This is a genomic window from Aeromonas sp. FL131 (assembly GCF_049860615.1).
Taxonomy (GTDB): Bacteria; Pseudomonadota; Gammaproteobacteria; order Enterobacterales; family Aeromonadaceae; genus Aeromonas; species Aeromonas hydrophila.
In genome coordinates, this window is the sequence record NZ_CP187595.1 from 4,732,124 (window position 1) to 4,757,730 (window position 25,607).

The 25,607-nt window shown below is 64.7% G+C and carries 22 protein-coding genes and 1 tRNA gene; 8 read left to right on the plus strand and 15 right to left on the minus strand.

Features of this window, described 5'->3' with window-relative positions:
- Window positions 1-44: 44 nt before the first annotated feature.
- Both ACPW75_RS22040 and ACPW75_RS22045 read left to right on the plus strand, forming a co-directional pair.
- Window positions 45-755 carry an MOSC domain-containing protein gene (locus ACPW75_RS22040; protein ID WP_101614438.1) on the plus strand — a complete coding sequence of 237 codons (711 nt, stop codon included), beginning with the start codon at window positions 45-47 and terminating at the stop codon, window positions 753-755.
- Window positions 756-902: 147 nt separating this feature from the next.
- Window positions 903-979, plus strand: a tRNA-Pro gene (locus ACPW75_RS22045).
- A 276-nt stretch (window positions 980-1,255) separates the two neighbouring features.
- On the opposite strand, the gene ACPW75_RS22050 is transcribed toward ACPW75_RS22045, so the two are convergent.
- Both ACPW75_RS22050 and ACPW75_RS22055 read right to left on the minus strand, forming a co-directional pair.
- A complete protein-coding gene (locus tag ACPW75_RS22050; protein ID WP_011707791.1) occupies window positions 1,256-1,783 on the minus strand; it encodes a hypothetical protein in 528 nt (175 codons plus the stop codon).
- 124 nt (window positions 1,784-1,907) lie between these two features.
- Window positions 1,908-2,372 (minus strand): thioesterase family protein, encoded by a 465-nt coding sequence (locus ACPW75_RS22055; protein ID WP_029306122.1) that lies wholly within the window; start codon window positions 2,370-2,372, stop codon window positions 1,908-1,910.
- A gap of 133 nt (window positions 2,373-2,505) precedes the next feature.
- Between ACPW75_RS22055 and recQ the strand changes: the two genes are divergently transcribed.
- Window positions 2,506-4,341, plus strand: a complete 1,836-nt coding sequence (gene recQ, locus ACPW75_RS22060; RefSeq protein ID WP_101614436.1) for an ATP-dependent DNA helicase RecQ — start codon at window positions 2,506-2,508, stop codon at window positions 4,339-4,341.
- A 66-nt stretch (window positions 4,342-4,407) separates the two neighbouring features.
- On the opposite strand, the gene ACPW75_RS22065 is transcribed toward recQ, so the two are convergent.
- Window positions 4,408-4,707, minus strand: a complete 300-nt coding sequence (locus tag ACPW75_RS22065; protein ID WP_101614434.1) for a c-type cytochrome — start codon at window positions 4,705-4,707, stop codon at window positions 4,408-4,410.
- Between the two features lie 103 nt (window positions 4,708-4,810).
- Here ACPW75_RS22065 and ACPW75_RS22070 point away from each other — a divergent pair, with 103 nt between their 5' ends.
- The 3 genes from ACPW75_RS22070 (at window position 4,811) to ACPW75_RS22080 (ending at window position 7,343) form a co-directional block, all read left to right on the plus strand.
- Window positions 4,811-6,238 (plus strand): protein adenylyltransferase SelO, encoded by a 1,428-nt coding sequence (locus tag ACPW75_RS22070; protein ID WP_101614432.1) that lies wholly within the window; start codon window positions 4,811-4,813, stop codon window positions 6,236-6,238.
- A 10-nt stretch (window positions 6,239-6,248) separates the two neighbouring features.
- Window positions 6,249-6,536: a DUF3630 family protein gene (locus ACPW75_RS22075; RefSeq protein WP_187364583.1), complete on the plus strand. Its 288-nt coding sequence runs from the start codon at window positions 6,249-6,251 to the stop codon at window positions 6,534-6,536.
- A gap of 132 nt (window positions 6,537-6,668) precedes the next feature.
- Window positions 6,669-7,343, plus strand: a complete 675-nt coding sequence (locus ACPW75_RS22080; RefSeq protein WP_101614428.1) for a 7-cyano-7-deazaguanine/7-aminomethyl-7-deazaguanine transporter — start codon at window positions 6,669-6,671, stop codon at window positions 7,341-7,343.
- A gap of 270 nt (window positions 7,344-7,613) precedes the next feature.
- Here ACPW75_RS22080 and rraA read toward each other — a convergent pair whose 3' ends face one another.
- A complete protein-coding gene (gene rraA, locus ACPW75_RS22085; protein ID WP_005306574.1) occupies window positions 7,614-8,099 on the minus strand; it encodes a ribonuclease E activity regulator RraA in 486 nt (161 codons plus the stop codon).
- 146 nt (window positions 8,100-8,245) lie between these two features.
- Here rraA and ACPW75_RS22090 point away from each other — a divergent pair, with 146 nt between their 5' ends.
- Entirely contained in the window at window positions 8,246-10,099 is a 1,854-nt protein-coding gene (locus tag ACPW75_RS22090; RefSeq protein WP_017409750.1) for a methyl-accepting chemotaxis protein, read from the plus strand.
- 57 nt (window positions 10,100-10,156) lie between these two features.
- Here ACPW75_RS22090 and mgtE read toward each other — a convergent pair whose 3' ends face one another.
- The 11 genes from mgtE to ACPW75_RS22145 form a co-directional block, all read right to left on the minus strand.
- Entirely contained in the window at window positions 10,157-11,581 is a 1,425-nt protein-coding gene (mgtE, locus tag ACPW75_RS22095; protein ID WP_039213006.1) for a magnesium transporter, read from the minus strand.
- A 132-nt stretch (window positions 11,582-11,713) separates the two neighbouring features.
- A complete protein-coding gene (gene cysG, locus ACPW75_RS22100) occupies window positions 11,714-13,120 on the minus strand; it encodes a siroheme synthase CysG (protein ID WP_323965817.1) in 1,407 nt (468 codons plus the stop codon).
- A 12-nt stretch (window positions 13,121-13,132) separates the two neighbouring features.
- On the minus strand, window positions 13,133-13,945 hold the full coding sequence (nirC, locus tag ACPW75_RS22105) for a nitrite transporter NirC (RefSeq protein ID WP_425904365.1): 813 nt from the start codon (window positions 13,943-13,945) through the stop codon (window positions 13,133-13,135).
- 51 nt (window positions 13,946-13,996) lie between these two features.
- Window positions 13,997-14,314: a nitrite reductase small subunit NirD gene (nirD, locus tag ACPW75_RS22110; RefSeq protein ID WP_324012797.1), complete on the minus strand. Its 318-nt coding sequence runs from the start codon at window positions 14,312-14,314 to the stop codon at window positions 13,997-13,999.
- Window positions 14,314-16,860 (minus strand): nitrite reductase large subunit NirB, encoded by a 2,547-nt coding sequence (gene nirB, locus ACPW75_RS22115; protein ID WP_425904366.1) that lies wholly within the window; start codon window positions 16,858-16,860, stop codon window positions 14,314-14,316. Before nirB ends, nirD begins: the two co-directional genes overlap by 1 nt.
- A gap of 296 nt (window positions 16,861-17,156) precedes the next feature.
- Entirely contained in the window at window positions 17,157-18,257 is a 1,101-nt protein-coding gene (locus tag ACPW75_RS22120) for an ABC transporter permease (protein WP_324031081.1), read from the minus strand.
- A 3-nt stretch (window positions 18,258-18,260) separates the two neighbouring features.
- Complete coding sequence (locus tag ACPW75_RS22125) at window positions 18,261-19,370, minus strand: ABC transporter permease (protein ID WP_223924349.1); 1,110 nt, start codon at window positions 19,368-19,370, stop codon at window positions 18,261-18,263.
- Window positions 19,367-21,136: an ATP-binding cassette domain-containing protein gene (locus ACPW75_RS22130; protein WP_182976240.1), complete on the minus strand. Its 1,770-nt coding sequence runs from the start codon at window positions 21,134-21,136 to the stop codon at window positions 19,367-19,369. Before ACPW75_RS22130 ends, ACPW75_RS22125 begins: the two co-directional genes overlap by 4 nt.
- Window positions 21,133-22,101 carry a secretion protein HlyD gene (gene hlyD / locus ACPW75_RS22135; RefSeq protein WP_182976241.1) on the minus strand — a complete coding sequence of 323 codons (969 nt, stop codon included), beginning with the start codon at window positions 22,099-22,101 and terminating at the stop codon, window positions 21,133-21,135. The genes ACPW75_RS22130 and hlyD overlap by 4 nt, the downstream gene beginning before the upstream one ends.
- The gene (locus ACPW75_RS22140) at window positions 22,098-22,739 is read right to left on the minus strand and encodes a TetR/AcrR family transcriptional regulator (protein ID WP_134997213.1); all 642 of its coding nucleotides are present in this window, start codon (window positions 22,737-22,739) and stop codon (window positions 22,098-22,100) included. Before ACPW75_RS22140 ends, hlyD begins: the two co-directional genes overlap by 4 nt.
- 272 nt (window positions 22,740-23,011) lie before the next feature.
- Window positions 23,012-23,935, minus strand: a complete 924-nt coding sequence (locus ACPW75_RS22145) for a LysR family transcriptional regulator (RefSeq protein ID WP_425904367.1) — start codon at window positions 23,933-23,935, stop codon at window positions 23,012-23,014.
- A gap of 168 nt (window positions 23,936-24,103) precedes the next feature.
- Between ACPW75_RS22145 and ACPW75_RS22150 the strand changes: the two genes are divergently transcribed.
- Window positions 24,104-25,528: an MFS transporter gene (locus tag ACPW75_RS22150; RefSeq protein ID WP_425904368.1), complete on the plus strand. Its 1,425-nt coding sequence runs from the start codon at window positions 24,104-24,106 to the stop codon at window positions 25,526-25,528.
- Window positions 25,529-25,607: the final 79 nt, after the last annotated feature.

A 25,607-nucleotide genomic window follows, 5' to 3' on the forward strand; every position in this document is an offset into this window, starting at 1 on the left:
CTCGTGCTAAGATCCGCATTCTCTCGTCAATCCGGAGGATGAGAATGCGGATCTCCATCTTTAGCGGCCAGGGTACCGAACTGGTTCCCGGCCTTGTCAGTGCCATCCACAAACAAGCCACCACCATACCGCTCTGGTGCGGTGCCAATGGTCTGGCTGGCGACGAACAGTGCGACCAGCGCCACCATGGCGGCCCGGATCGGGCGCTGCACTACTATCCCGCCGATCACTACCCCTGGTGGCACAGCTGGCAGACGGCGCTGGGCCTGGCTGCCCCGCGTACCCCCTGGCAACCGGCCGCCTTCGGCGAGAACCTCTCCGGGATCGGGCTGACCGAGGCGCAGGCCTGCATCGGCGATGTCTATCGACTCGGCGAGGCGCTGATCCAGATAAGCCAGCCCAGATCCCCCTGCTTCAAGCTCAACCAGCGTTTCGGCTATGGCCAGATGTCGCAGGTGATGCAGCTCAGCGGCCGCTGCGGCTGGCTGCTGCGGGTGCTGGAGGAGGGAATGGTGATGCCGCAGGAGCGGCTGGAGCTGGTGGACAGGCCCCACCCTGAGCTGACGGTAAAGCGCACCGCCGACATCCTGTTCAACCAGCTGCGCAACGAGGCGGACCTGCTGTTGCTGCTGGAAAATCCGGCCCTCTCGCCCAACTGGCGCAAGCATGCGGCAGACTGGCTGGAGCATGGAGTGGTCGCTGACTGGCGTCGCCGTTTACTCGGCCCGGCCGAATTCCAGCTCGCTTCGTCATAAGCGTTGCCAGGCCATTTTTTGGCCGCTGACGGCTCAGGATGGATAGAACTGACGAATAGTTGAGCTAACAGCCATTTTTTTCCTTCCAAATGTAAAAAAGGCTTGTGTCGAGTCGGGGCTTTCGGTAAATTCCCGTCCCGCAGACATCGGTGTGTAGCGCAGCTTGGTAGCGCACTTCGTTCGGGACGAAGGGGTCGGAGGTTCGAATCCTCTCACACCGACCACATTAGAAAAGGCCGCTCAATAGAGCGGCCTTTTCGCATTTGGCGTTCGCAAGTGGAGGGAGATATTCAGGCTGGCGGCGTTCTATGAGAATTGCGATGCTCCTCTGTCTCCTCTGTCTCCTCTGTCTCCTCTGTCTCGTTGTCCGGCACTGGGCAATAAAAGGGCCACCGCTCGGTGGCCCAGGGTGGAGTCTGATCCTGACTCCGGCACTCTAGATTGTGGCAATCTCTGGTTGGGTTCTGTCTATGGTGCCCTCCTTGCGCGTCAGGCGCCTGTTAGATATGCCAGTGCTGATGCCGCAATGCCTTGAAGCCGTGCTGAGGTTGCAAGGCCGCGTGCTTGGGGTACTCACTAATGAAATGTTCGATTCCCTCCATCAGTTGTTCACGTAATGAAGACACGGGCTCATGCCAGGCTTGCAGGCATAGATGGCCGGGGATCAGCTGCTCCTGATAATCTTCCAGCAGCTGTTCTGGCCAGGGCTCAATACCGGAATTGCGTTGCAGTAAATAGTGGGCGGCGGGCTCACGGGCATAGATGAACTGAATTTGGGCCAGGTCGCGTTGGCTTAGCGTTTGACTGTTGATATGACAAGTCAGGTATTTTCCCGTCTTCAGGTCCAAGAAGTGACCGCGTTGCCGACAGGCTATGATGCGATACCAGGGCAGGGGCGAACAGAGAGAGTATCCCTCAAGCTCCTGTTCCAGCCAGTGGCGACACTCGGGTGTCTGCACCTCGTCGAGCATGGACTCGAGCTGCCTCAACAAGGCTCTGGATGGTTTGGTGGCCAGTTTCGCACTCATCGCCTGCAATCCTCCCTCTGCACACAATCCCGACTTTCAGTATGAACCCGGTGGCGGCAGAGGGGGTAAGGTTTCTAATGATTAAAATCAGATTAGCAGCGTGGTTTTTATGCAATAGGCTGGCTCAGCCCACCAGATAGGTGCCGGTACCGAAGGCGATATGAGTCCCTTCTTCGTTGTGCAGTTCCATGCGGGCAACCGCGACCTTGCTGCCGGCCCGGATGATGTGGGCGGTGGCGATGAACTCGTTGCCGCGCCCCGGCCGCAGGTAGTCCACTCGCAGATCGATGGTACCGAGGCGGGAGAAGCGCTCCTTGAGGTAGCTGGGGGAGAAGTCTTCCAGCTCGTCAATGCAGGAGGCGGCGACTATCATGCCGCCGGCCACATCGAGCAGGCTGGCGGTGACGCCGCCATGCAGGATGTTGTGGAAGGGGTTGCCGATCAGCTTCTCCTCCATCTTGATGCGCAGCTCTACCTTGTCGAAGTCGTAGTGCGTCACCTGCATGCCGATCAGCTTGTTGAACGGCATCCTCTCGGCGAACAGGTTGGCAATGCCACTGAGCGCCATCTTCTTGAGCATCTGTTTCATTCCTTGAGTCCGATCCCTGGCAGTACGACCGAGTAAAAACTCCAGCCAGTCTGCAACACTTCCTTAACAGTCGCAATGGCAGGTTTATTGTGGGCGGCGGCTGCTTTAGAATGGCGACCCCAAAGGAGAGCCCATGACCGCCATTGCCGACACCCTGCCTGACCCCCAGCCAGAGAATCCGCTTGCCCTGCTGCAGGCGGTGTTTGGCTATCAGCAATTCCGGCCGGGCCAGCTCGAAATCATCGAGCAGATCGTGGCGGGGCGCGATGCGCTGGTGCTCAAGCCCACCGGTGGCGGCAAGTCGCTCTGCTACCAGATCCCGGCGCTGCTGCGGCCCGGGCTCGGGGTGGTGGTCTCTCCCCTCATTTCGCTGATGAAGGATCAGGTGGACAGCCTGCGCGCCAACGGCGTGGCGGCGGTCTACATCAACTCGGCCCTCAGCCGGGAGGAGATGATCCAGAACTTCGCCGCCATGCGGCGCGGCGAGATAAAAATCGTCTATGTCTCCCCCGAACGCCTGCTGCAGCACGAGTTCATGGATCGGCTGGCGGAGCTGCCGCTCGGCCTGTTTGCCATCGACGAGGCGCACTGCGTCTCCCAGTGGGGGCACGATTTTCGACCGGAATACGCGGCGCTGGGCCGGCTCAAGCAGTGGTTCCCGCAGGTGCCCGTGGTGGCGCTCACCGCCACCGCCGACGAGGCGACCCGCAGCGACATGCTGCATCGGCTGGAACTGAGCGATCCCTTTATCCATACCGCCAGCTTCGATCGGCCCAATATCCGCTACAGCCTGGTAGAGAAATTCAAGGCGGCGGAGCAGCTGCTGCGCTATGTGCAGAGCCAGAAGAGCAACTGCGGCATCGTCTACTGCTCCAGCCGCAATCGGGTGGAAGAGGTGGCCGAGCGGCTCTCTCGCCACGGCTGCAAGGCGGCGCCCTATCATGCAGGTTTGCCGCTCGAGCTGCGCCAGCGCACTCAGGAGTCCTTCCTCAAGGACGACATCGAGATAGTGGTGGCGACGGTGGCGTTCGGCATGGGCATCGACAAGCCCAACGTGCGCTTCGTGGTGCACTACGACATTCCCAAGAACATCGAGTCCTACTATCAGGAAACCGGCCGTGCGGGTCGCGATGGCACCCCGGCCGAGGCGCTGCTGCTGTACGATCCCGCTGACATCGGCCGGGTGCGCCGGCTGCTCGACAACATCGAAAACCCCCAGCAGTTGCAGGTGGAGCAGTACAAGCTCAACGTGATGGCGGCCTTCGCCGAGGCACAGACCTGCCGCCGGCAGGTGCTGCTCAACTACTTCGGCGAGTACAACGACAAGCCGTGCGGCAACTGCGACATCTGCCTCGACCCGCCCCAGAGCTATGACGGCACCGAAGATGCCCAGAAGGCGCTCTCCTGCGTCTGGCGGGTGGGGCAGAATTTCGGGGTGGGTTATGTGGTGGAGGTGCTGCGCGGGTCGCTGAACCAGCGCATCAAGGATCACGGCCACGACAAACTGTCGACCTACGGCATCGGCAAGGATCAGAGCCACGAGTACTGGATGAGCGTGATCCGCCAGCTGATCCACAAGGGGCTGCTGACCCAGAATATCACCCGCAATCTGGTGCTGCAGTTGACCGAGGCGGCCCGTCCCGTGCTGCGCGGCGAGGTGAAGCTGGATCTGGCGGTGCCGCGTCTGCAGCCTATCTCCAGCCGCAAGGAGAAGCGCAACGGCCTGCTTGACAACGCCAACTATGACAAGCGGCTGTTCAAGGAGCTGCGCGCCCTGCGCAAGCAGATCGCCGAGGATGAAGAGGTGCCGCCCTACGTGGTGTTCAACGACGCCACCCTGGTCGAGATGGCGCAGCTGATGCCGATGACCGAGGCGGAAATGCTGGCGGTCAACGGCGTGGGTCACCGCAAGCTGGAACGCTTCGGCGAAGCCTTTATGGACCTGATCATCGACTACTGCCGTCGGTAGGAGCTTGGTGAAGTAGCACCGGGCAGATGCGTCGCCAACGGGCGCCCGTCTGCCGGGCGCGCCGGGTTATTTGAGGCTGGCGTAATAGGCCGCCAGGTTTTCCATGTCCGCATCGGTGAGCGGCGCCATGAAGGGCACCATCAAGGGCTCCTTGCGGCTGCCATCCTTGAAGGCCTTCAGCTGTTTCACCAGATAGGCGGCGTTTTGTCCCGCCAGATGGGGATAGTTGGGGATCAGAGCCTTGCCTTCGACCCCGTGACAGGCGGCGCAGACGGCGGCCTTGACCTTGCCGGCCTCGATATCGGCCGCCTGGGCCGGCCCCCACAACAACAGCAACAGGGGCAGGGCGCCCAACCATCTTTGCATCTTCTTCTCCTTGAAATGAAATAACACATCGTCCGTTAGCCAGTGCTGGCCGACGGCGGTATAAAGAGTGACACGAGCATACGCAGGGACGAACCGCACCACCATGAAGCTGATCAACACTTTTGCCACCGAGCTGCCCTGGGCCTGCGAGCCCGTCGCACCCCAGCCACTGCATGCCCCCGGCCTGCTGCACCTCAACCGTGCGCTGCTCGGCGAGCTGGGGCTGGGGGCGGTGAGCGAGGCCGACTGGCTGGCCTGCTGTGGCCATGGGCAGCCCTTGTCCGGCATGCAGCCGGTAGCCCAGGTCTATGCGGGCCACCAGTTCGGCGGCTACAGCCCGCGGCTCGGCGATGGCCGCGCCCTGCTGCTGGGGGAGCAGCAGGCGCCGGATGGCAGCCGCTGGGATCTGCACCTGAAAGGGGCGGGCAAGACCCCCTTCTCCCGTTTCGGCGATGGTCGCGCCGTGCTCCGCTCCAGCATTCGCGAGTATCTGGCCTCCGAGGCGCTGCACGCCCTCGGTATTCCCACCACCCGGGCACTGGTGCTGGTGGGCAGCCAGGAGCCGGTCTACCGCGAGCAGGTGGAGACGGGCGCGACCGTGCTGCGTACCGCCCCGAGCCATCTGCGCTTCGGCCACGTCGAGTATTTCGCCTGGAGCGGGCAGGGGGAGCGGATCCCGGCCCTTATCGACTATCTGCTGAGCCACCATTTCCCCGAGCTGGCCGATGGTGCCGAGCTGTTTGCCGAAGTGGTGCGCCGCACCGCGCGGCTCATCGCCAAGTGGCAGGCGGCAGGCTTCTGCCACGGGGTGATGAACACCGACAACATGTCGCTGCTTGGGCTGACGCTGGATTACGGTCCCTACGGCTTCATCGATGCCTATGTGCCGGACTTTGTCTGCAATCACTCGGATCCGGGCGGCCGCTATGCGCTGGATCAGCAGCCGGCGGTCGGTTACTGGAATTTGCAAAAGCTGGCGCAGGCGCTGGCCGGTCACGTCGATGGGGATGCGCTGGCGGCGGCCCTGGCCCAGTACGAACACCAGTTGATGCTGCACTACTCCGAACTGATGCGCGCCAAACTGGGGCTGGCGGTGTGGGAAGAGGACGATCCGGCGCTGTTTCGCGAGCTGTTCCGGCTGCTGGCGGCGCACGGGGTGGATTACCATCTGTTCCTGCGCCGCTTGGGTGAGCTGAAGGCGCAGGGGGACTGGCCCGCCCCCCTGCTGGCGCTGCTGCCGGATCCTGCCGCCTGGCAAGGGTGGCTTGAGGCCTATCGGGCGCGCCTGGCCCGGGAAGGGAGCGAGGATGGCGTACGCAAGGGGCAGATGGATGCGGTCAACCCCAAGTATGTGCTGCGCAACGCGCTGGCCCAGCGGGTGATCGAGGCCGCCGAGCAGGGCGACATGGCGCCGTTCGAGCGGCTGTTTGCGGCCCTGCAGCACCCCTATGATGAGCAACCCGAATACGAGGATCTCGCTACTCCGCAACCGGCATGGTATTGCGGTGGCGAGCTCTCTTGCAGCAGTTGAGGAACCGCAGATGAACTGGCGTATCGCGCAGACAGACAGGGAAGCCGGGGTGGTGACGCTGGTGAACCCCGCGCTCGACTGGGACAGCTTTTCGACCCTGGCCGAGGCCCTGTTGCAGGAGTGGGAGCTGGTAGCGCTCGAGCGGGAGTGTGGCGCCGATCGTCACAGCTGGCTGCTGGAGTTTGAGGGGAGCCGCTTTCGGCTCGAATACGAACACTACAGTGGCTGCTGGCTGGTGGCGGAGCAGCCTGCCGATGCCGAGGTGCTGCTCTGGCTGGTTCGTCAGCATCAGGGCTGAGCAGGCGTAGCAGCCTCAAGCAACCGCATAAAGATTGAACTATCAGTGTGGGGGCGTATAATCTCGCCCCTCAATTATCGCCAATGGTGGCGGTATGGGTTCCCTAACCCCATTAACCAAAAAGGTCACAATATGAATCTGACCCCTGCTCAGCACCAGACGGCGCTGGTGCGCCTCTCGTTGTTCCACATCCTGATCATTGCCAGCAGCAACTACCTGGTGCAGCTGCCGATCACCATCTTCGGCTTCCACACTACCTGGGGTGCCTTCAGCTTCCCGTTCATCTTTCTGGCCACCGACCTGACGGTGCGGATCTTCGGGGCCGGTCTGGCGCGCAAGATCATCCAGACCGTGATGCTGCCGGCGCTGGCCATCTCCTATGCCCTGTCGGTGCTGTTCTTCGAGGGCAGCTTCCAGGGCGTCGGCAACCTGGCCGAGTTCAACCTGTTCGTGGCGCGCATCGCCCTGGCCAGCTTCATGGCCTATCTGGTGGGCCAGTTCATGGACGTGGTGGTGTTCAACCGGCTGCGGCTGCTCAAGGCATGGTGGGTGGCTCCGGCTGCCTCCACCCTGTTCGGCAATCTGGTGGACACCATCACTTTCTTCACCATCGCTTTCTGGCGCAGCACGGATCCCTTCATGGCCGAGCACTGGGTCGAGATTGCTACCGTGGACTACGTGTTCAAGCTGCTGATAAGCCTGGGGTTGTTTGTGCCGCTCTACGGCGTGCTGCTGCGTTATCTCAGCCGCAAGCTGGTGGGCGAGGCCGGATTGGCCGGCCTGCAAACGGCCACGCGACAAGCCTGACGAGATTGACCACCCACTGCGGTGGTCAATTTTTTTGCATATTTGGCAAATAAGAGTTGCCAAGTTAAATGAGAATGATTATTGTTACCTTGTTTTCCGGGAAAGACTTCATTCGTTCCAACGTGATGGACTTCTTGTGAAGGCACGACATTGCTCACATTGCTTCCAGTTAAGGGGCCAGTTTTTACTGGCCCTCTTTTTTTGCGTGTTTTCGGCCAGCGACGGGCATAAAAAATGGGAGCCTTGGCTCCCATGTTCACTCTGCTCTGCTTACTCGATGTCGAGTGCATCGGGGGAGAGGATCACCCCTGTGGTATCGGCATAGAGGTGGTCGTCCGGCAGGAAGGTGACGCCGCCGAAGTTGACCGGCAGATCGGTCTCGCCCACGTCCTTGCTGTCGGCACCCACCGGAATGGCTGCCAGCGCCTGAATGCCGATATCCAAGTCTTCCAGAATGTCGACCTCGCGCACGCAGCCGTAGCAGACGATCCCTTCCCACTCGTTCTCGGCCGCCGTGGTGGCGATCTCGCTGTCGATCAGGGCGCGGCGCATGGAGCCACCGCCGTCGATCAGCAACACCCGACCGACGCCGTTCTCTTTGACGAGTTCACGGATCAGGCCGTTTGATTCGAAGCATTTGACTGTGGTGATGACGCCGCCGAAAGAGGCGCGGCCGCCGAAGGAGCAGAGCATGGGTTCGAGCACATCCACCATGTCCTGATAGATGTCGCACAGTTCTGAAGTGTTGTATTCCATTGTGTCAAATCCACCGCTGGAAACAGGTGGGATCCAGTATAAGGAGTGGGACCGGCATTTCAATGAATATTCCTTGAACAACAACGGGGATAACGTTTTCCGCATAAGCTCAATGCAGTCCATCCCGTGCTTGTGAGAGGTTCATCGTGCTGATCCGTCATAAATTGATCCTGAATACCGCGCTGGTCGCCGTTGCCATGCTGGTATTGAGCGGCCTGTTTCTCTACTCCAACCAGGTGAGTCGCCATCTGACCGAGGCCCAGCGCAACGTGGACGGGCTCGAGATCGCCATGCTCAACCTGCGACGGGCCGAGAAGGATTTCCTGATCCGCAAGGATCCGGCCTTCGTGACCCGCTTCAACGAGGTGCTGGCCAATTTTCACCAGCTCAACCAGACCCTGGGTCAGGATGACAACCTCAGCGCCGTGCAGGGCGAGCTGACCCGGCTGGATCAACAGATGGGGGCCTATGGCAAGGCCTTCAACGATCTGGTGGCCCAGCAGCAGATCATCGGGCTGGGGCCGGAAGACGGTCTCTACGGGCGTTTGAGAACCGCGGTGCATCAGGTGGAAGAGGGGCTCAAGCAGCTGGATGAACAGGGTCTGCTCATCACCATGTTGCAGCTGCGGCGGGCGGAGAAAGACTTCATGCTGCGCTCCGACATCCAGTATCTGGAGCGCTTCCAGACCCTGCACAAGGATTTCCAGCAGCGGCTGGCAACCTTGCCGGAGGCTGATCGCGGCAAGCTGGAGCAGGCCAGCGAGCAGTACCGGCAGGACTTCGTCGCGCTGGTGCAGGGCATGCAAGTGCTGGGGTTGAGTGAAGATGAGGGGCTGCGCAATGAGATGCGGGGTCTGGTGCATCAGACCGAGCAGGGCTTTACCGCCGTCGGCAAGCACATCGCCGACGAGCTGGTACGGCAGACTTCGCGCCTCAATACCCTGATGCTGGTCTGCGGTGGCATCATCATAGTGCTGATCGGCATCATGAGCATGCTGCTGGGCCGCAGCATCGATCGCCCCATCTCGCGGGTGAACGACACCGTCAACCGCATCCGGCAGGACAACGACCTGCGCCTCAAGATAGAACTGCAGGGGGCGGACGAGATGGCGCAGCTGGCAGGTAATCTGGACGTGATGCTGGGGGGCTTTCGCCACCTCATCGGCGACGTGAAGCAGAGCGTACACACCCTGACCGAGGCGGCGGATCACCTCTCCGGCAACGTGCGCCGCACCAGCGAGGGGGCCGCTCGCCAGCTGCAGGAGACCGACATGGTGGCGACCGCCTCCACCGAGATGGGCTCCACCATAGAGGAGATCGCCCGCAACACCGAGCAGGCCGCCAACAATGCCCAGACCACCAACAACAAGGCGATGGAGGGACGCAGTGCGGTGGAGAACACCGTCAGCCAGATCCGCTCCCTGGCCGACAATCTGGAAAACTCCTCCCGCGAAGTGGCCCAGCTGCAGCAGGAGAGCGAAACCATCGGCTCTGTGCTGGACGTGATCCGCGGCATCGCCGAGCAGACCAACCTGCTGGCCCTCAACGCGGCCATCGAGGCGGCGCGGGCGGGAGATCAGGGCCGAGGTTTTGCAGTGGTGGCAGACGAGGTGCGCAGCCTCGCCATCCGCACCCAGAAGTCGACCCAGGAGATCGCCGGCATCATCAGCTCGCTGCAGAAGCAGACCGGCAACATAGTGGGCATGATGGCGACCTGCCGCGAGCAGGGCAACAGCAGCTCGGAGCAGGCCAGCATGGCGGGCGAACTGCTGGAGCAGATCACCCAGGACGTCACCCACATCATGGACATGAGCACCCAGATTGCCGCCGCCATCGAACAGCAGAGCCTGGTGGCCAACGAGGTGAACCGCAACGTCAACAACATCCGCGACATCGCCCAGGAGTCGAGCCTGATGGCGGAGGAGAACGCCAAGTCGAGTCACGGCCTGACCGAGCAGGCCAAGCTGCTCAACCAGGCGGTGGCCAAATACCGGGTGTAGCGGTCGCGCCGAATGAACAAGGGAGCCATCAAGGCTCCCTTTTTATTGCCAAGCGGATTAAAGCAGGAACAGGGTGGCCAGCCCCAGGAAGATGAAGAAGCCGCCGGTGTCGGTGATGGCAGTGATCATCACGCTGGCACCCACCGCCGGGTCGCGGCCCAGCCGGCTCATGGTCATGGGGATGATGACCCCCATCAGCGCCGCCACCAGCAGGTTGAGCATCATGGCGAGTGTCATCACGGCGCCCAGCGCCGCATCCTGATAGAGGATGTAGGTGGCCACCCCCATGGTGCCGCCCCACACCAGACCGTTGATCAGGGCCACCCCCAGCTCGCGCCACAGCAGGAAGGAGACGTTGCCGGTTTGGATATGCTGCAGCGCCAGCGCCCGCACTATCATGGTGATGGTCTGGTTGCCGGTGTTGCCGCCGATGCCGGCGACGATGGGCATCAGCGCCGCCAGCGCCACCAGCTGGGAGATGGTGTGCTCGAACAGACCGATCACCCGCGACGCCACGAAGGCGGTGCAGAGGTTGATGGCGAGCCAGGCCCAGCGGGTTTTGACCGCCTTGGAGACGGGCGCGAACACGTCCTCCTCTTCACTGATCCCCCCCATCCGGCGCAGGTCGGTGTCGCTCTCCTCATAGACCAGATCCACCACCTCGGCGACGGTGAGCCGGCCCATCAGCTTGCCACGGCCGTCGATGACGGCGGCGGAGACCAGGTCGTCCCGCTCGAAGGTCCGGGCGGCGGCTTCATCGTTGTCTTCCGGATCGAAGGTGACCGGATCTTTCTCCATCACGTCGCGCACCAGGGTCTCGGGTCTGTGCAGCAGCACTGTGGTGAGTGGCAACTCCCCCTGCAGCCGGTTGCGCCGGTCGGTGACGAACAGCTTGTCGGTGTTGGCGGGTATCTTGCCGCGCAGGCGCAGGTAGCGCTGCACCGTGGCCAGGCTCACCTCGGCCCGTACCGTGATGAGCTCGAAGTCCATCATGGCGCCGACCGTGTGCTTGCCGTAGCGGATCACCTCCCGCACCCGGTCGCGCTGGGCCGGGGCCATGGAGGTGAGCAGCCGCCCCATCAGGTTGCGGGGCAGGTATTGGCCCAGATAGATCTGATCGTCGATGTCGAGGGTGCGCAGGGCGTGCAGCAGCTCCTTGTCGCTCATGCCGCTGATGAGGCTGTCCCACACCGTCTCCGATGCCTCCACCAGGATCTGGCCGTGCTTCTCCTCGTCCACCTGCTGCCACAGCACGTGACGCTCGTCCGGCGGCAGTGATTCCAGCGCATCGGCGATATCGGCGGCGGGCAGGCTGTTGACCAGCCGGGTGAGCTCGCTGGTCTGATCCCGCAGGGTGGCATCCTGCACCCCTTGCGGGTCGAGCAGGCTGTCGGTGAGGGCATCATCGGCCAGCAGCAGGGTGAGAATGCGCGATCTGTCTTGTTCACGCTGTTTGGCGCTGTTCTTGGCGGGGAGGGACATGAAGCAGAATTCCTGAATTCGGTGGTCCGGCTGACACACCCCATAGGATACCAGACTCAAAACAAGAGGTTATGACAGTAAATGCAGAAAAAGAAACGCCACCCGAAGGTGGCGTTGACATAGATGCAGCGATCAGGCCGAGGCCAGGGCCGCGTCTGCGGCGCATCCTTGCCCGAACCAGGCAAGCTGGTCCGTCAGGGTCACCACAGATCCCACCATGATGAGGGCCGGGCTCTCGACCCCCACCGCCAGTTCGGGCAGCTGAGCGAGGGTACCGCGAATCACCCGCTGGCTTGGCTGGGTGCCGCGCTCGATCAGCGCCACCGGGGTGTCGCCCGCCTTGCCGTGGGTCAGCAGCTGCTCGCGGATGGTGGCGCAGGAGGAGAGCCCCATGTAGAACACCAGGGTCTGTTTGTCTTTGGCCAGCAGCGGCCAGTCGAGATCCTGGGTGCCGCCCTTGCCGTGGGCGGTGACGAAGCGCACGCTCTGGGCGTGATCGCGGTGGGTCAGCGGAATGCCGGCGTAGGCGGCGCAGCCGCTGGCCGCCGTGATCCCCGGCACCACCTGAAAGCCGATGCCGCTGCCGACCAGCGTCTCCAGCTCCTCGCCGCCACGACCGAAGATGAAGGGGTCGCCCCCCTTCAGCCGCACCACCCGCTGCCCCTTCTTTGCCTCCTCCAGCAACAGCTGGTTGATCCCCTCTTGGGGCACGCAGTGGTTGCCCGCCTGCTTGCCGACGAAGATGCGCCTGGCATCTCGGCGCACCAATGCCATCACCTCGTCCGAGACCAGCCGGTCATAGACCACCACGTCCGCCTGCTGCATCTGGCGCAGGGCGTGCAGGGTGAGGAGACCCGGATCGCCGGGGCCAGCCCCCACCAGCACCACCTCGCCAGCGGTCTGGCTTTCGTCGGCAAACAGGTTGTCGGCCAGCTGATTGGCAGAGGCGCTATCGCCCCGTGCCAGTGCCTGCCCGAGTCGGTCCGCCCCGAGCAGCCGCTCCCAGAAGCGGCGCCGCTCGCCCATGCTGGCGAAGCGGGCCTTGACCCGCTCCCGCAGGCTGCCGGCGAAGGCCGCGACGGCGCCCAGATGCTGGGGCAGCAGGGCTTCGAGTTTTTCCCGCAGCAAGCGGGCCAGCACCGGGGCCTTGCCGCCGGAGGAGATGGCCACCATCAGCGGCGAGCGGTCGATGATCGACGGCATGATGAAGCTGGAGCGTTTCGGGTCATCCACCACGTTGGCAAAGATCCGCGCCTGATTGGCGCTCTGGTAGACCAGGGCGTTCACCTCGCGCCGATCGGTGGCGGCCACCACCAGCCACTTGCCCGTCAGTTGCTGCGGCGCGAATTCACCGGCCAGCCACTCGATGCTGCCGTTGGCAGCCAGTTCTGCCAGCTCGGGGTCGAGCTCGGGCGCGACCACGGTGAGCTGGGCACCGGCATCCAGCAGCAGGCGCGCCTTGCGCTCCGCTACCTCGCCGCCACCGACCAGCAGCACGGGTTTGTTGTCGAGTCGGCAAAAGATGGGCAAGTAGTCCATGGGGCCTCCTGATCAGGCGGTTTGGGTCTGGCTGGCAGTGGTGGTGGTCTCGTTCACCGCGACCGGGCGCTCAGCCTTGGGGGTGGCATACCAGTAGCCGAGGCCCATGAAGAGGGCGCCGGAGACGGTGTTGCCCAGGGTCACCCACAGCAGGTTGTGGCCGATGCCGCCCAGGGTGTAGGCCTCGGAGTGGGCACCGAACCAGGAGAGGGCGAACAGGGTCATGTTGGCGACCGAGTGCTCGTAGCCGGAGGCGATGAAGGCCAGCAGGCACCACCAGATGGCGATGAACTTGGCGGCACCCTCGGTGCGCAGCGCCATCCAGATGGCGAGGCAGACCAGCCAGTTGCAGAGGATCCCCTTCATGAACAGGGTCAGCGCCGGTGCCTGGGTCTTGGCCAGCGCCACCTTGTGCGCCAAGCTGCCCGCGTCCGGCAGCAGGCTGCCGCCGTAGGAGTAGATCAGCGCCACCGCGATGGAGCCGAGCAGGTTGCCAGCCCAGGTCTGCGGCAGGATGCGCAGCAGGTCGGCCATGGCGATCTTGCCGGTCTTCACCCCGAAGGTGAGGAACATGGTGTGGCCGGTGAACAGCTCGGAGCCGGCGATGATGACCAGGGTCAGGGCGATGCCGAAGGTGGCCCCCATCACCAGCGGACGGATGCTCGGATCTACCAGGTTGCCCAGGGTGAAGATGAGGATGATGCCAAGGCCCACATAGGCCCCCGCCATGGCGGAGCTGAGCCAGAAGCCGAGCTTGTCGCTGCGCTCGAAGCGGTTGATGCGGGCCGCGTTGGCGGCGCACTTGTTGATGGTTTCGGTATACATCTTTGTTTCCTTCAAGAGGGCCGCCCGCGGGCAGCCCTGATATGCATGGTGTTAGACGGCAACCCAGACCTGCTGGTCGCGTACTTCAACGGGATAGCTTTGCACCGACATGGCGGCGTTCTCGAGGCAGTGGCCGTCGCGCAGACGGAAGTGCTGCTTCTTGAGCGGGCTGGCGACCCAGAGCTCACCCTCGTGTTCACCTACGATGCCGCGCGACAGCACGTTGGCGGCGAAGAAGGGATCCCGGTTGTCGATGGCGAACACCTCGGCCGCCGCGCTCGGGCGGAACAGGGCGACTTGACGCCCCTCGAGCAGAGCACAGACGCCGGTGCCAGGGAGTATGTCGTTGAGTTGGCAGGCTAATTTCATCATTTGGTTTCCACCTCGATCTGGTAGACAGGGATGCGCTCGGCCGGGGTGGCCGGTCGGTGCTGGTCGCGCTCGCTGACGAACTGGACGTCCGGATCGCGCTTGTCGCTGTTGATGAAGTGGCTGAAGCGCTGCAACGCTTGCTCTTCATTGAGGGTGCGCGACCATTCGCATTCGTAGCTGTCGATGAGGGTCTGGATATCGCGCTCCAGGGTGTCGGCCAGCCCCAGCTTGTCGTCGACGATCACCTCGCGCAGGTAGTCGACGCCCCCTTCCAGGTTGCCGAGCCAGACCGAGGTGCGCTGCAGTTTGTCGGCGCTGGTGACGTAGAACATCATGAAACGGTCGATCAGCTTGATCAGGGTCTCGCGGTCGAGGTCAGACGCCAGCAGGTCGGCGTGGCGCGGTTTCATGCCGCCGTTGCCGCCCACATAGAGGTTCCAGCCCGCATCGGTGGCGATGATGCCGACGTCCTTGCCCTGGGCTTCCGCACATTCACGGGTACAGCCGGAGACACCGAACTTCATCTTGTGGGGGGTGCGAATGCCCTTGTAGCGGTTCTCGAGGAAGACCCCGAGGCCGACGCTGTCCTGCACGCCGAAGCGGCACCAGGTGCTGCCGACGCAGGTCTTGGCCATGCGCAGCGCCTTGGCGTAGGCCTGACCGGTCTCGAAGCCTGCCGCCAGCAGTTTGCGCCAGATGGCGGGCAGATCATCCTTCTGGGCCCCGAACAGGCCGATGCGCTGGGCGCCGGTGATCTTGGTGTAGAGCTTGTAGTCGCGGGCCACTTCGGCCACCGCCAGCAGCCCTTCCGGGGTCACTTCGCCGCCGGCCATGCGCGGGATGACGGAGTAGCTGCCGTCCTTTTGCATGTTGCCGAGGAAGATGTCGTTGGTGTCCTGCAACTGAGTATTGAGCGGGCTCAGCACATAGTCGTTCCAGCAGGAGGCGAGGATGGAGCCGACGGTCGGTTTGCACACCTCGCAGCCATGGCCGTGACCGTGCTTGGCCAGCAGCTCGTCGAAGCTCTTGATCCCCTCCACCTTGACCAGGTGGAACAGCTCCTGACGGGAGTAGGGGAAGTGGCCGCAGAGGTGGTTGTTGACCTCGATGCCCTGCTTCACCAGCTCGGCGTTGAGCACCTGGCTGATGAGCGGCACGCAGCCGCCACAGCCGGTACCGGCCTTGGTGTGCTGCTTGATGGCGGCCAGCGTGGTGTGACCCTCGGCCACCGCCTTGGCGATGTCGCCCTTGGAGACGTCGAAGCAGGAGCAGATCTGGGCGCTCTCAGGCAGGGCATCCACCCCCAGGGTCGGTTTGGCACCGGCGTAGGCTGGCAGGATCAGGGTGTCCGGGTGGCTCGGCAGCGGCAGGGCGTTGAGCATCATCTGCAGCAGGTTGCCGTAGTCATCCACGTCACCCACCAGCACGGCGCCGAGCAGGCGGCTGTTGTCTTCGCTCACCACGATCTTCTTGTAGACGCCGGCCTGGTCGTCCTGGAACACATAGCTGTGGCTGCCCGGGGTGCGGCCGTGGGCATCACCGATGGAGCCGACGGAGACACCGAGCAGCTTGAGCTTGGCGCTCATGTCCGCCCCTTCGAAGCGGCTGTCTCCGCCGAGCAGATGGTCGACGGTGATCTGGGCCATCTTGTAACCCGGCGCCACCAGCCCGAAGAAGCGGCCCTGCCAGGCGGCGCACTCACCGATGGCATAGATGTCGGGGTCGGAGGTGAGGCAGTGATCGTCGACAGCTACGCCGCCACGGTCGGCAATGGCCAGTTCACAGTAACGGCCCAGGGTATCCTGCGGGCGGATGCCGGTGGAGAAGACCACCACGTCTACTTCCAGCTGGCTGCCGTCGGCGAAGGCGAGGCGGTGCTGGGCGTCGCGGCCGCCGTGCATCAGGATCTCGCTGGTGCTCTTGCTGGTGTGCACCTGCACGCCCATGGATTCAATTTTGCGGCGCAGCAGCTGGCCACCCTGACCGTCGAGCTGCTCGGCCATCAGCACCGGAGCAAACTCCACCACGTGGGTCTCGAGACCCAGCGCCTTGAGGGCGCCGGCCGCCTCTAGGCCAAGCAGGCCGCCCCCGATCACCACCCCGCTCTTGCCGCTCTTGGCCGCGCTGCGGATGGCTTTGAGATCCTCGATGGTGCGATAGACGAAGCACTCGTGGTGCTGGCTGCCCGCAATGGGCGGCACCCAGGGGTAGGAGCCGGTGGCCAGCACCAGCTTGTCGTACCCGACCACAGTGCCCTTGTTGGAGTGCACTTCGCGGTTGGTCCTGTCGATTTTTTTCACCGCTTCGCCGAGCAGCAACCGAATGCCGTGCTTGTCGTAGAAGCCGGGTTTGACGAGGGAGAGATCTTCGCTGGTGTGATGGGAGAAGTAGGAGGAGAGATGGACGCGATCGTAGGCGGGACGGGGTTCTGCACCGAAGACGGTGATCTCGTAGCGGCCCGGATCGGCCCGCTCGATCAGCTCTTCGATGAAGCGGTGCCCCACCATGCCGTTGCCCACAACGACCAGTCTGACTTTGCTCATAGTTGCCTCAAGTTTGGAGTAATAAAACATCATTCTGAGGCTAGGCTACCCAGTCGGCAGGGGCAGACGATTGATGCAAATCAAGTGTCTATTTATATATCTCCTCAGGGGTAATTCGAGAAAATTCAGCACTATACAAAAATAGGTATACCAGTTAATGATTTCTGCGTTAGCTCGGGGTGAGGGATGGTGGAGGGTAAGCCCGGTTTACCAACTGCCGGGGAGTGAAAACTTATGTCGGAAAAAGGCCGGTCTCGCACTGGGCGAGACCGGCATCAGCTGAACAAGGTGGCGCGTCAGGCAATATGGCGGCGGAACATGGCGAGCGCCAGCGACAGGGTGACGCCGGCGATGGCGAGCAGCGGCCAGAGCAGGGGCCAGGCGGCCGACCAGTCGAACCCCTTGAGGAAGACCCCCTTGAGCAGCACGATGAAGTGGGTGAGGGGGTCGATGGCCGCCAGCCACTGGAACTCCTGGGGCATGTTCTCCACCGGCGAGATGTAGCCCGAGAGGATCACCGCCGGGACGGTGAAGGAGAAGACCCCGAGAAAGGCCTGCTGCTGGGTCGAGCAGAACGACGAGATGAAGAGCCCGATCCCGGCCAGTGCCAGCCCGTAGCAGACCATGCCCGCCAGCAGCAGACTGAGGCTCCCCGCGAAGGGGAGGTGAAAGACGAAGCGGGCGGCCAGCGCGACTATGCACCCTTGTCCCACCGCCACCAGGATGCCGGGCACCGCCTTGCCCGCCATGATCCAGCCTGCGGTGAGGGGGGAGACCAGCAGCTGATCGAAGGTGCCCTCTTCCCGCTCCCGCGCGACCGAGAGGGCGGTGACAATCAGACAGCCGGTGGTGGTGATGATGGCCACCAGGGCCGGCAGGATATGCCAGTGGAACTCGATATTGGGGTTGTAGAGGTTGCGCACCGCGAGGGTCGGCGGCGCCTTGCCTGCGTTCCCTTCTTCATTCTGCCAGCGGGCGATCACCTGACTGATGTAGCCCGCCGCCACCTGACCGCCGTTGGAGCGGCGGCCGTCGATGATCAGCTGCACCTTGGCCGGTTCGCCCCGCGCCAGCCGGCGCGAAAAATCCCCCGGAATAATCAGCCCGAGCAGTGCCTGCTGCCCGGTGATGGCCTCGGTCATGCCCGCCTCGCCTTGCACCGGGATGATGGTGGTGAAGGCGGGCATATGGGTGAGGCGCTCCAGCAGCTCACGGCTCTGGGCACCGCCATCCTGGTTGTAGATGGCCAGCGTGTTGCCGGTCACCTCCAGAGTGGCGGCGAACGGGAAGAGGGCGGTTTGCAGCAGCACCGGCATGATGAGCAGAAAGCGCCCCTGGGTATTGCCCATCAGGGCCTGCAGCTCTTTTCGGATCAGCCACCAGAGTCGGATCAGCATGGGTTACTCCAGAGTGCGCCGCGTCTTGCGGGCGGTCAGGGCCAGCCAGAAACCGGCCAGCAGCAGCAGACAGAAACCGTTGACCAGCAGGATCGAGAAGACGCTGCCCGCCTGATAGAGGGTCTGCAGGGAGCTGGCGAAGTAGCGGGCCGGAATGAGGTGAGTGATGGCCCGCAGCAGCGGTGGCATGCTGGCGATCTCGAACACGAAGCCCGACAGCATCACCGCGGGCAGAAACGCAGCGATCAGCGCCGCCTGTGCGGCGTTGAACTGGCTGCGCATCACGGTGGAGAGGAACAGCCCGAGCCCGAGGGCACTGCCGAGAAAGGCGCTGGTGACCAGAAAGAGCAGCAGCAGGGAGCCGCGCCACGGCACGCCCATCACCGCCACCGAGAAGAGCAGGCAGAGCAGCATGGCGATGATGCCAAGGCCGTAGTAGGGCAACAGCTTGGAGAGCAGCAGCTCCCCCTTGGTGACCGGGGTGGCGAGCAGCGCCTCCATGGTGCCGCGCTCCCACTCCCGCGCCACTACCAGCGAGGTGAGCAGGGCACCGATGATGGTCATCACCACCGCAATGGAGCCCGGCACCAGAAAGTTGCGGCTCACCAGCGCCGGGTTGAACCAGGCGCGACTCTCTATCGACACCGGCATGGCGACCCCTTCGCCGGCGAGCCACCCCTGCCAGATCCCCTGCACATAGTTGGTGACGAAGTTGGCGGTGTTGGGCTCGGAGCCATCGGTGAGCAGCAGCGCCTGCGGCGTGCCGTTGCCCTGACCGGCCAGCGCGCGGGAGAAACCGTCGTCGATCACCAGCAGGCCGCGGATCTCGCCACGGGCCAGACTGGCGAGCAGGGACTCCTTGCTCGGGCCGCTGTGGATCTCCAGCGCGGTAGAGCCGCGCAGGGCCTGCTCCAGCCGCACCGCCGGGGCGCCGCTGTCGGTGCGCCAGATGCCGAGGCGCAGATGGTCCACATCCAGATTGATGGCGTAGCCCATTACTACCAGCAGCACCACCGGCATGATGAAGGCGATGAGGATGCTGCTCGGATCGCGGACGATTTGCAGCGTCTCCTTGCGACAGAGGGCCAGCAGTCGCCGACGGTTGATGCTCATGCGTCCTCCTCGCTGGCCCGCTCGACCAGGGTGATAAAGGCCTCTTCCATTGTTGGCAAAGAACAGGTCGGCAAGAAGCCGGTTGGCAAAGAGGTCGCCGCCTCTTTGGCGGCCAGCCCCTTGAGATCGTCCGGAGTGCCGAGCGCCAGCAGCTTGCCGCGATAGATGAGGGCAATGCGGTCGCAATACTCCGCCTCATCCATAAAGTGGGTGGTGACCAGCACGGTGACGCCGTGGTCGGCCAGCGCGTTGATGTGCGACCAGAACTCGCGCCGGGTCACCGGATCGACCCCGGAGGTGGGCTCGTCGAGGAACAGCAGCGGCGGCTCGTGCAGCAGGGCGCAGGCCAGCGATAAGCGCTGGCGCAGGCCGAGCGGCAGGGATTCCGCCTTCTGATCGAGCCAGGGGGTGAGGGCAAAAGCGGTCACCATGGCGTCGATCCGCGTCTGCTGGTGGCGGCCGAACAAACCGTAGATACCGGCGAAAAAGGCGAGGTTCTGGGCCACGGTGAGCTGCTTGTAGAGGGAGAACTTCTGCGCCATGTAACCGAGGCGCTGACGTGCCGCCGAGGGGCTGTGGGCCAGATCGATGCCGGTCACCAGCGCCTGTCCCTCGCTCGGGCGCAGCAGGCCGCACTCCATCTTGAAGGTGGTGGACTTGCCCGCCCCGTTGGGGCCGAGCAGGCCGAAGATCTCGCCGCGGCGCACCGCAAAGCTGACATCATCGGTGGCGGCAAAATCGCCGAAGCGCTTGGTGAGGTGGCGCGCCTCGATCACCGCATCGGGGGAGACCCCCTGCGGCAGTTCGGCTTCCCGCATCCCGGCTGCCAGACTCGACTCCCCGCCGGGGCCGCCGCCGAGCAGGTCGATAAAGGCATCCTCCAGCCGGGGCTGGGCCGGTTGAAAGGCGCCATTGGCGAGATGCAGCTCCGGGAGCGGTGGGGGCGTCATGCCCGGGTGCAGCAGCAGGCGAACCCGCTCCCCCGCCACCGCGCCATCCATCACCGCCGGGTGAGCCAGTGCCCGGCGCAGCAGGGCGCGCCGCTCGCGGCCATCCAGTTGCCCCGCCTCCAGCAGCCAGCAGCGGCTGGCCATGGCCCCCATCAGATCGGCTGGCGTGCCGCTGGTGCGCACCTCGCCATCCGCCATCAGCAGCACGTGGTCGCACAGCTCCGCCTCATCGAGATAGGCGGTACTCCAGAGCACCGTCATCCCCCCCTTGGCCAGCTCGCGCACCATCTGCCAAAGGGCGCGGCGGGAGATGGGATCAACCCCGACCCCCGGTTCGTCGAGCAGCAGCACATCCGGGGTGCCGAGCAGGGCGCAGGCCAGCCCGAGCTTCTGTTTCATCCCGCCAGAGAGCTTGCCCGCCGGTCGTGCGGTGAAGCGGGCAAGATCGGTGAAGGCGAGCAGCCGCGCAAAGGTGGGCGTGCGTTCGGGCTCCTGTACGCCGCGCAAGTCAGCGTAGAGGGTGAGGTTCTCCAGCACGCTGAGATCCTCGTAGAGGCCGAACTGCTGGGGCATGTAGCCGAGGCGCTGACGCAGCAGGTCTCCCTCGCTCACCGGATCCAGCCCCAGCACCCGGATGGTGCCCGCTTCGGGGATCAGCAGACCGGCCAGCAGGCGCAGCAGGGTGCTCTTGCCCGCGCCGTCGGGGCCGACCAGCCCGGTGATGCCGCCAGCCGGAATGGTGGCCGAGATGGCGTTGAGGGCGACCCGCTCGCCAAAGCGTTTGGTGAGCCCCTCAAGGGAGATAGCGCTGTTCATGGCGCCAGCCTGACGGTGACCGGCATCCCCTGGCGCAGGGCCGGGTCGGGGTCCTGCACCACGATGCGCAGCCGGTAGACGAGGTGGGTGCGAAGATCCGGCGTCTCCACCGATTTCGGGGTGAACTCGGCGGTGGGCGAGACAAAGCCCACCACCCCGTGATAGGGCTTGTCCGGCCGCGAGTCGGTGGTGAGGGTCACCTTGGCGCCGCTCGGGAAGTGGCCGAGCCAGGGCTCCTCCACATAGGCGCGCACCCAGACCGGTGCGGTCAGGGAGAGGTTGAAGGCGGTCGCTCCGCTCTGCACCATGCTGCCATTCTCGACGGCGCGGCTGATGATGATGCCATCGCTGGGGGCGGTCAGGTTGGCATCCGCCAGCGCCAGTTCGGCACTGGCGAGCGCCGCTTTGGCCCCTTCCAGCTGGGCATCGGACTGGGCGATTTCCTCCGGGCGGTAGCCGGTTTCGAGCTGGGCGAGCTGTTCGCGTGCCGAGCGTACCTGCGCCTGGGTCTGATCCCGCTGGGAGCGGGCGGTATCGAGCTGACCACGGGAGATGGCGCCGGTGGCTGCCAATGCGCTCTGGCGGCGCCACTGTTGGTCGGCCTCCAGCGCGGCGGCTTCGGCGGCGGCCAGTGCGGCCCGGGCCCGGTCGGTCTCTTCGCTGCGATAGCCCTTGTGGATCAAGGCGTTGGCGGCAGTGAGCGCAGCCAGATTGGCCAAGGCGCTGTCGCGGCTGTGGGTGAGGGGGGCCGGATCGAGGCGGGCCAGCAGTTGACCGGCTTTTACCCTATCCCCCTCGTCCACCAGCACCTGAACGACGCGGCCGCCGACCCGAAAGGCCAGATTGACGTCGCGAATGTCGACGTTGCCGTAGAGGATGGAGCCGTCGGCCGGGCGCCCCTGCCACCAGAGGTAGCCACCGATAACGGTTAGCAGCAGGGCCAGGATTGCAATGCGTTGTTTCATGCCGCTTCTCCTTCTTTCATATCGGTGGGGCGCAGGCCGCGCAGGGCCCATACCAGCCGTTGTCTGGCGGCCTCTGGGTTGTCTATCTGGCTGAGAAAGGGGGCGGCCTCTTCGGGCAGCCAGCCGAGCTGACGACCGCTGCCGGCGATCACCAGCGGCAGGCCGACCGACCCCATGATGAAGATCATCAGCTGGAGCGGGTGACCCGCGACCAGCGACCCTTCCGCCTGTGCCATCCGTACCTGTTCGATCAGCAGCAGGGGGTGACGGCGCGGCAGGCTGAGCAGAAAGCGCTGGGCCGCCCCTTCCCCCGCCAGCGCATCGCCAAACAGGTGGTTGATGAAGCCGCGCTGGCGCGCCACCAGCCCGATCAGCGCCTCCATGGTGGCCTCGAACATGGCGATGGCAGAGGGGTAGGAGCCCTTGGCTGCCACCGCCTTGAGCTCGTCATAGAGGGGGGCGTACCAGAGCTCCACCAGCTCGTCGATAAAGGCGTCGCGGTTGCCGAAGTGGTAGACGAAGGAGCCGAGGTTCACCTCGGCCGCCGCCGCCAGCTCGCGCACCGTCAGGCCGCGCAGCCCCTTGTCGGTGGCGATGGCGAGGCCGGTATCGAGCAGTTTCTGACGGGTGGGGTGCATCTGGCTGGTGCTCCTGGTGTATGCATTTTATACGCAATTATACGACCGCATAAAAAATGCGGAAGCGGGCGGCAGGATCTTTTTGCCCGCAATGTGATCCGCCCCGCTCTGAGGGTACGTGATCCCCGTCCGGCAGGGGGAAGGATCCACCGCTTGTGCCCAAGCCACGGGCATGTCGGTGTGACGGGGTGGTGAAAGGCGCTTCTGGTCCCGGGTGCGGGTGCCCGGGCCACAAGAGGCCTGTGATGGAGCCGGGAGCTGCCTGACCTGGATCAGGGGGTGTCGGTGGCCCCGGTGTGATAGGGGGGCCGGGCACAGGTGTCCCGTATCAGGGCGCGCAGCCAGCGGTGGCCCGGATCCGCATCCAGCCGGGGGTGCCAGAGCAGGGCGACCCGGATCCCGGGCAGCGTGAAGGGCAGGGGCAGGGTCGTCAGCTCGGCGTGCAGAGCGGCACAGTGCAGGCGGGGCACGGTCGCCACCAGGTCGCTGCCCCGTACCAGCGCCAGCGCCGTGGCAAAACCCGGCACCAGCGTGGTGATGGTGCGCTCCAGCTTGAGGGCGGCGAGCGCCTCGTCGATGGGGCCGTGCTCCTGCGCACGCCGAGACACCATGATGTGACGGGCGGCGGCGTAGCGGGTGGGGGTCAGTAGCCCCTCGCACAGCGGATGGCCCGGCCGCACCACCGCGACGAAGTGGTCCTGAAACAGCGCCTGGGTACGCAGCTCGGGCGCCGTGGTGGCGCTGATCACCCCGGTCTCGAAATCCAGCTCGCCGCTGCGCAGGGGGCCGCTCTCCTTGTCGGGTTTGGCCAGAAAGTGGAGCCGCACCCCCGGCGCTTCGGCGGCGAGCCGGCTCAGCAGGGCGGCGCCGAACAGTTCCACCAGCCCCTCGCTGGCGCGCAGGGTGAAGGTACGCTCCAGCCGCGCCGGGTCGACCTCCAGCCGGGGGCGCAGCACCTCCTCGGCCTCCTGCACCAGCCGGCCGACCTGCTCGCGCAGCAGCAACGCCCTGGGAGTGGGCACCAGGCCGCGACCAGCCCGCACCAGCAGCGGGTCGCCGGTGGTCTCCCGCAGCCTGGCCAGGGCCCGGCTCATGGCGGAGGGGCTCAGGCCCAGTCGTCTGGCCGCGCCCGCCACGCTGCCTTCGTCCAGCAGGGCATCCAGGGTGATCAGCAGGTTGAGGTCGGGAGTGCTCATGTGCATGCCTTCATCGAGGTGGGAACAAAGGGGCCAGCTTCATCATACCCGAGAACGGGCCCCCTCATATGGCGTCCAGTGCATTGATAAGTTGCAACGGGTGCGTCTTCCGCCTGTTCATCGGCCCCACTAGCCTTGTCGTCATCACCCCTTTGTGGAGCCCGGATCATGTCACCCTTCACCCGTGTTTTACCTCCCGCTGCGCGCCGCCTCGGTCTGCTGGCGCTTGGCCTCGCCACCCTGTTGCCCATGCTGGCGGGGAGCATGGCCAGCATGCTGCTGCCGGCACTGGGTGCGGACTTTGCCGTTCCCTTCGCCAGTCTGCAGTGGGTGCTGGTGGCCTATCTGCTTGGGCTCACCTGCCTGACGGTGGTGGCGGGCCGGCTGGGGGACAGGTTCGGCCGGCGCCACCTGCTGCTGTGGGGCATGGGGCTGTTTGTGCTGTCCAGCCTGCTCTGCGCGCTGGCACCGACCATCGGCTGGCTGGTCGTCGCCCGGGTGCTGCAGGGGGCGGGAGCGGCCTGCATGCTGGTGCTGTCGCTGGCCATGATGGGCCAGCTGGTGTCGCCGGCGCGGCGCGGCCGGGGCATGGGGCTGCTCGGTACCCTCTCGGCCTGTGGCACGGCCCTCGGCCCCTCGTTTGGCGGTCTGCTGCTGGATATTGCCGGCTGGCAGCCGGCCTTTCTCGCACTGCTGCCGATCGGCCTGCTGGCGCTGGTCTGCGGCCTGTTCGGTTTGCCTCGGGATGAGGCGTGCACAGAGGGAGAGAGGCTCAATCTGGCGAGTCTGTCACTCTTGCTGCTGGCGCTGCTCTGCTACGGGCTGGCCCTTACCTCGACGGGGACGCTGGCCCTCTGGCTGGGGGGTGGGGCGCTGCTGGCCACCGCCTGGCTGGTGCGCAACGAGCTGGGTGCTGCCGCCCCCCTGTTACCGCTGGCGCTGCTGGGTACCCGTCGGCTGCGCGGTGGTCTGGCGGCCAGTGCGCTGGTGGCCGGCATCATGGTGTTGACCCTGCTGATCGGCCCCTTCTATCTGCAGGGGGCATTCGGGCTCGATCCGCTGACCAGCGGGTTGCTCATCTCGGGCGGGCCCCTGCTGGCGGCGCTGACCGGGCTGCCCGCCGGCTGGCTGGTGGACAGGGTCGGTGCCATCACAGTGGTGCGGCTGGGATTGCTGCTGATGAGCGCCGCCGCGGCCTTGCTGGCGGTGCTCAGCCCAGCCCTTGGCCCGCTCGGCTATCTGCTGCCGATCCTGTTGCTGACCGCCGGCTACGCCCTGTTTCAGACCGCCAACAACAGCGCCGTGATCGGTGGCAGCGGTGGACAGGCGCGCGGAGCAGTGGCCGGGTTGCTGACCCTGGCGCGCAACCTGGGTCAGCTGACGGGGGCGGCCGGGCTCGGCGCCCTGTTTGCCGGTCTGGTGGGAGGGGGCGATCCGGCCGTCGCCAGTGCCAGCGAGCTGCACTTCGCCATGCAGGCCTGCTTCGCCCTGAGCGGCGTGTTGCTGCTGGCCGCGCTCTGGCTGGCGGGAAGAGACCAGTGCTGTGCGCCGGCCGAAGCGACCCGGGCAGGCTGCGAGTCGGGAGGGTGTTGAAAACGAAGACGCCTCCACAGGGGAGGCGTCTTGTGATGAGATTGAGCGGTTCGCTTACAGGATATTAAAGCGCTCAGCT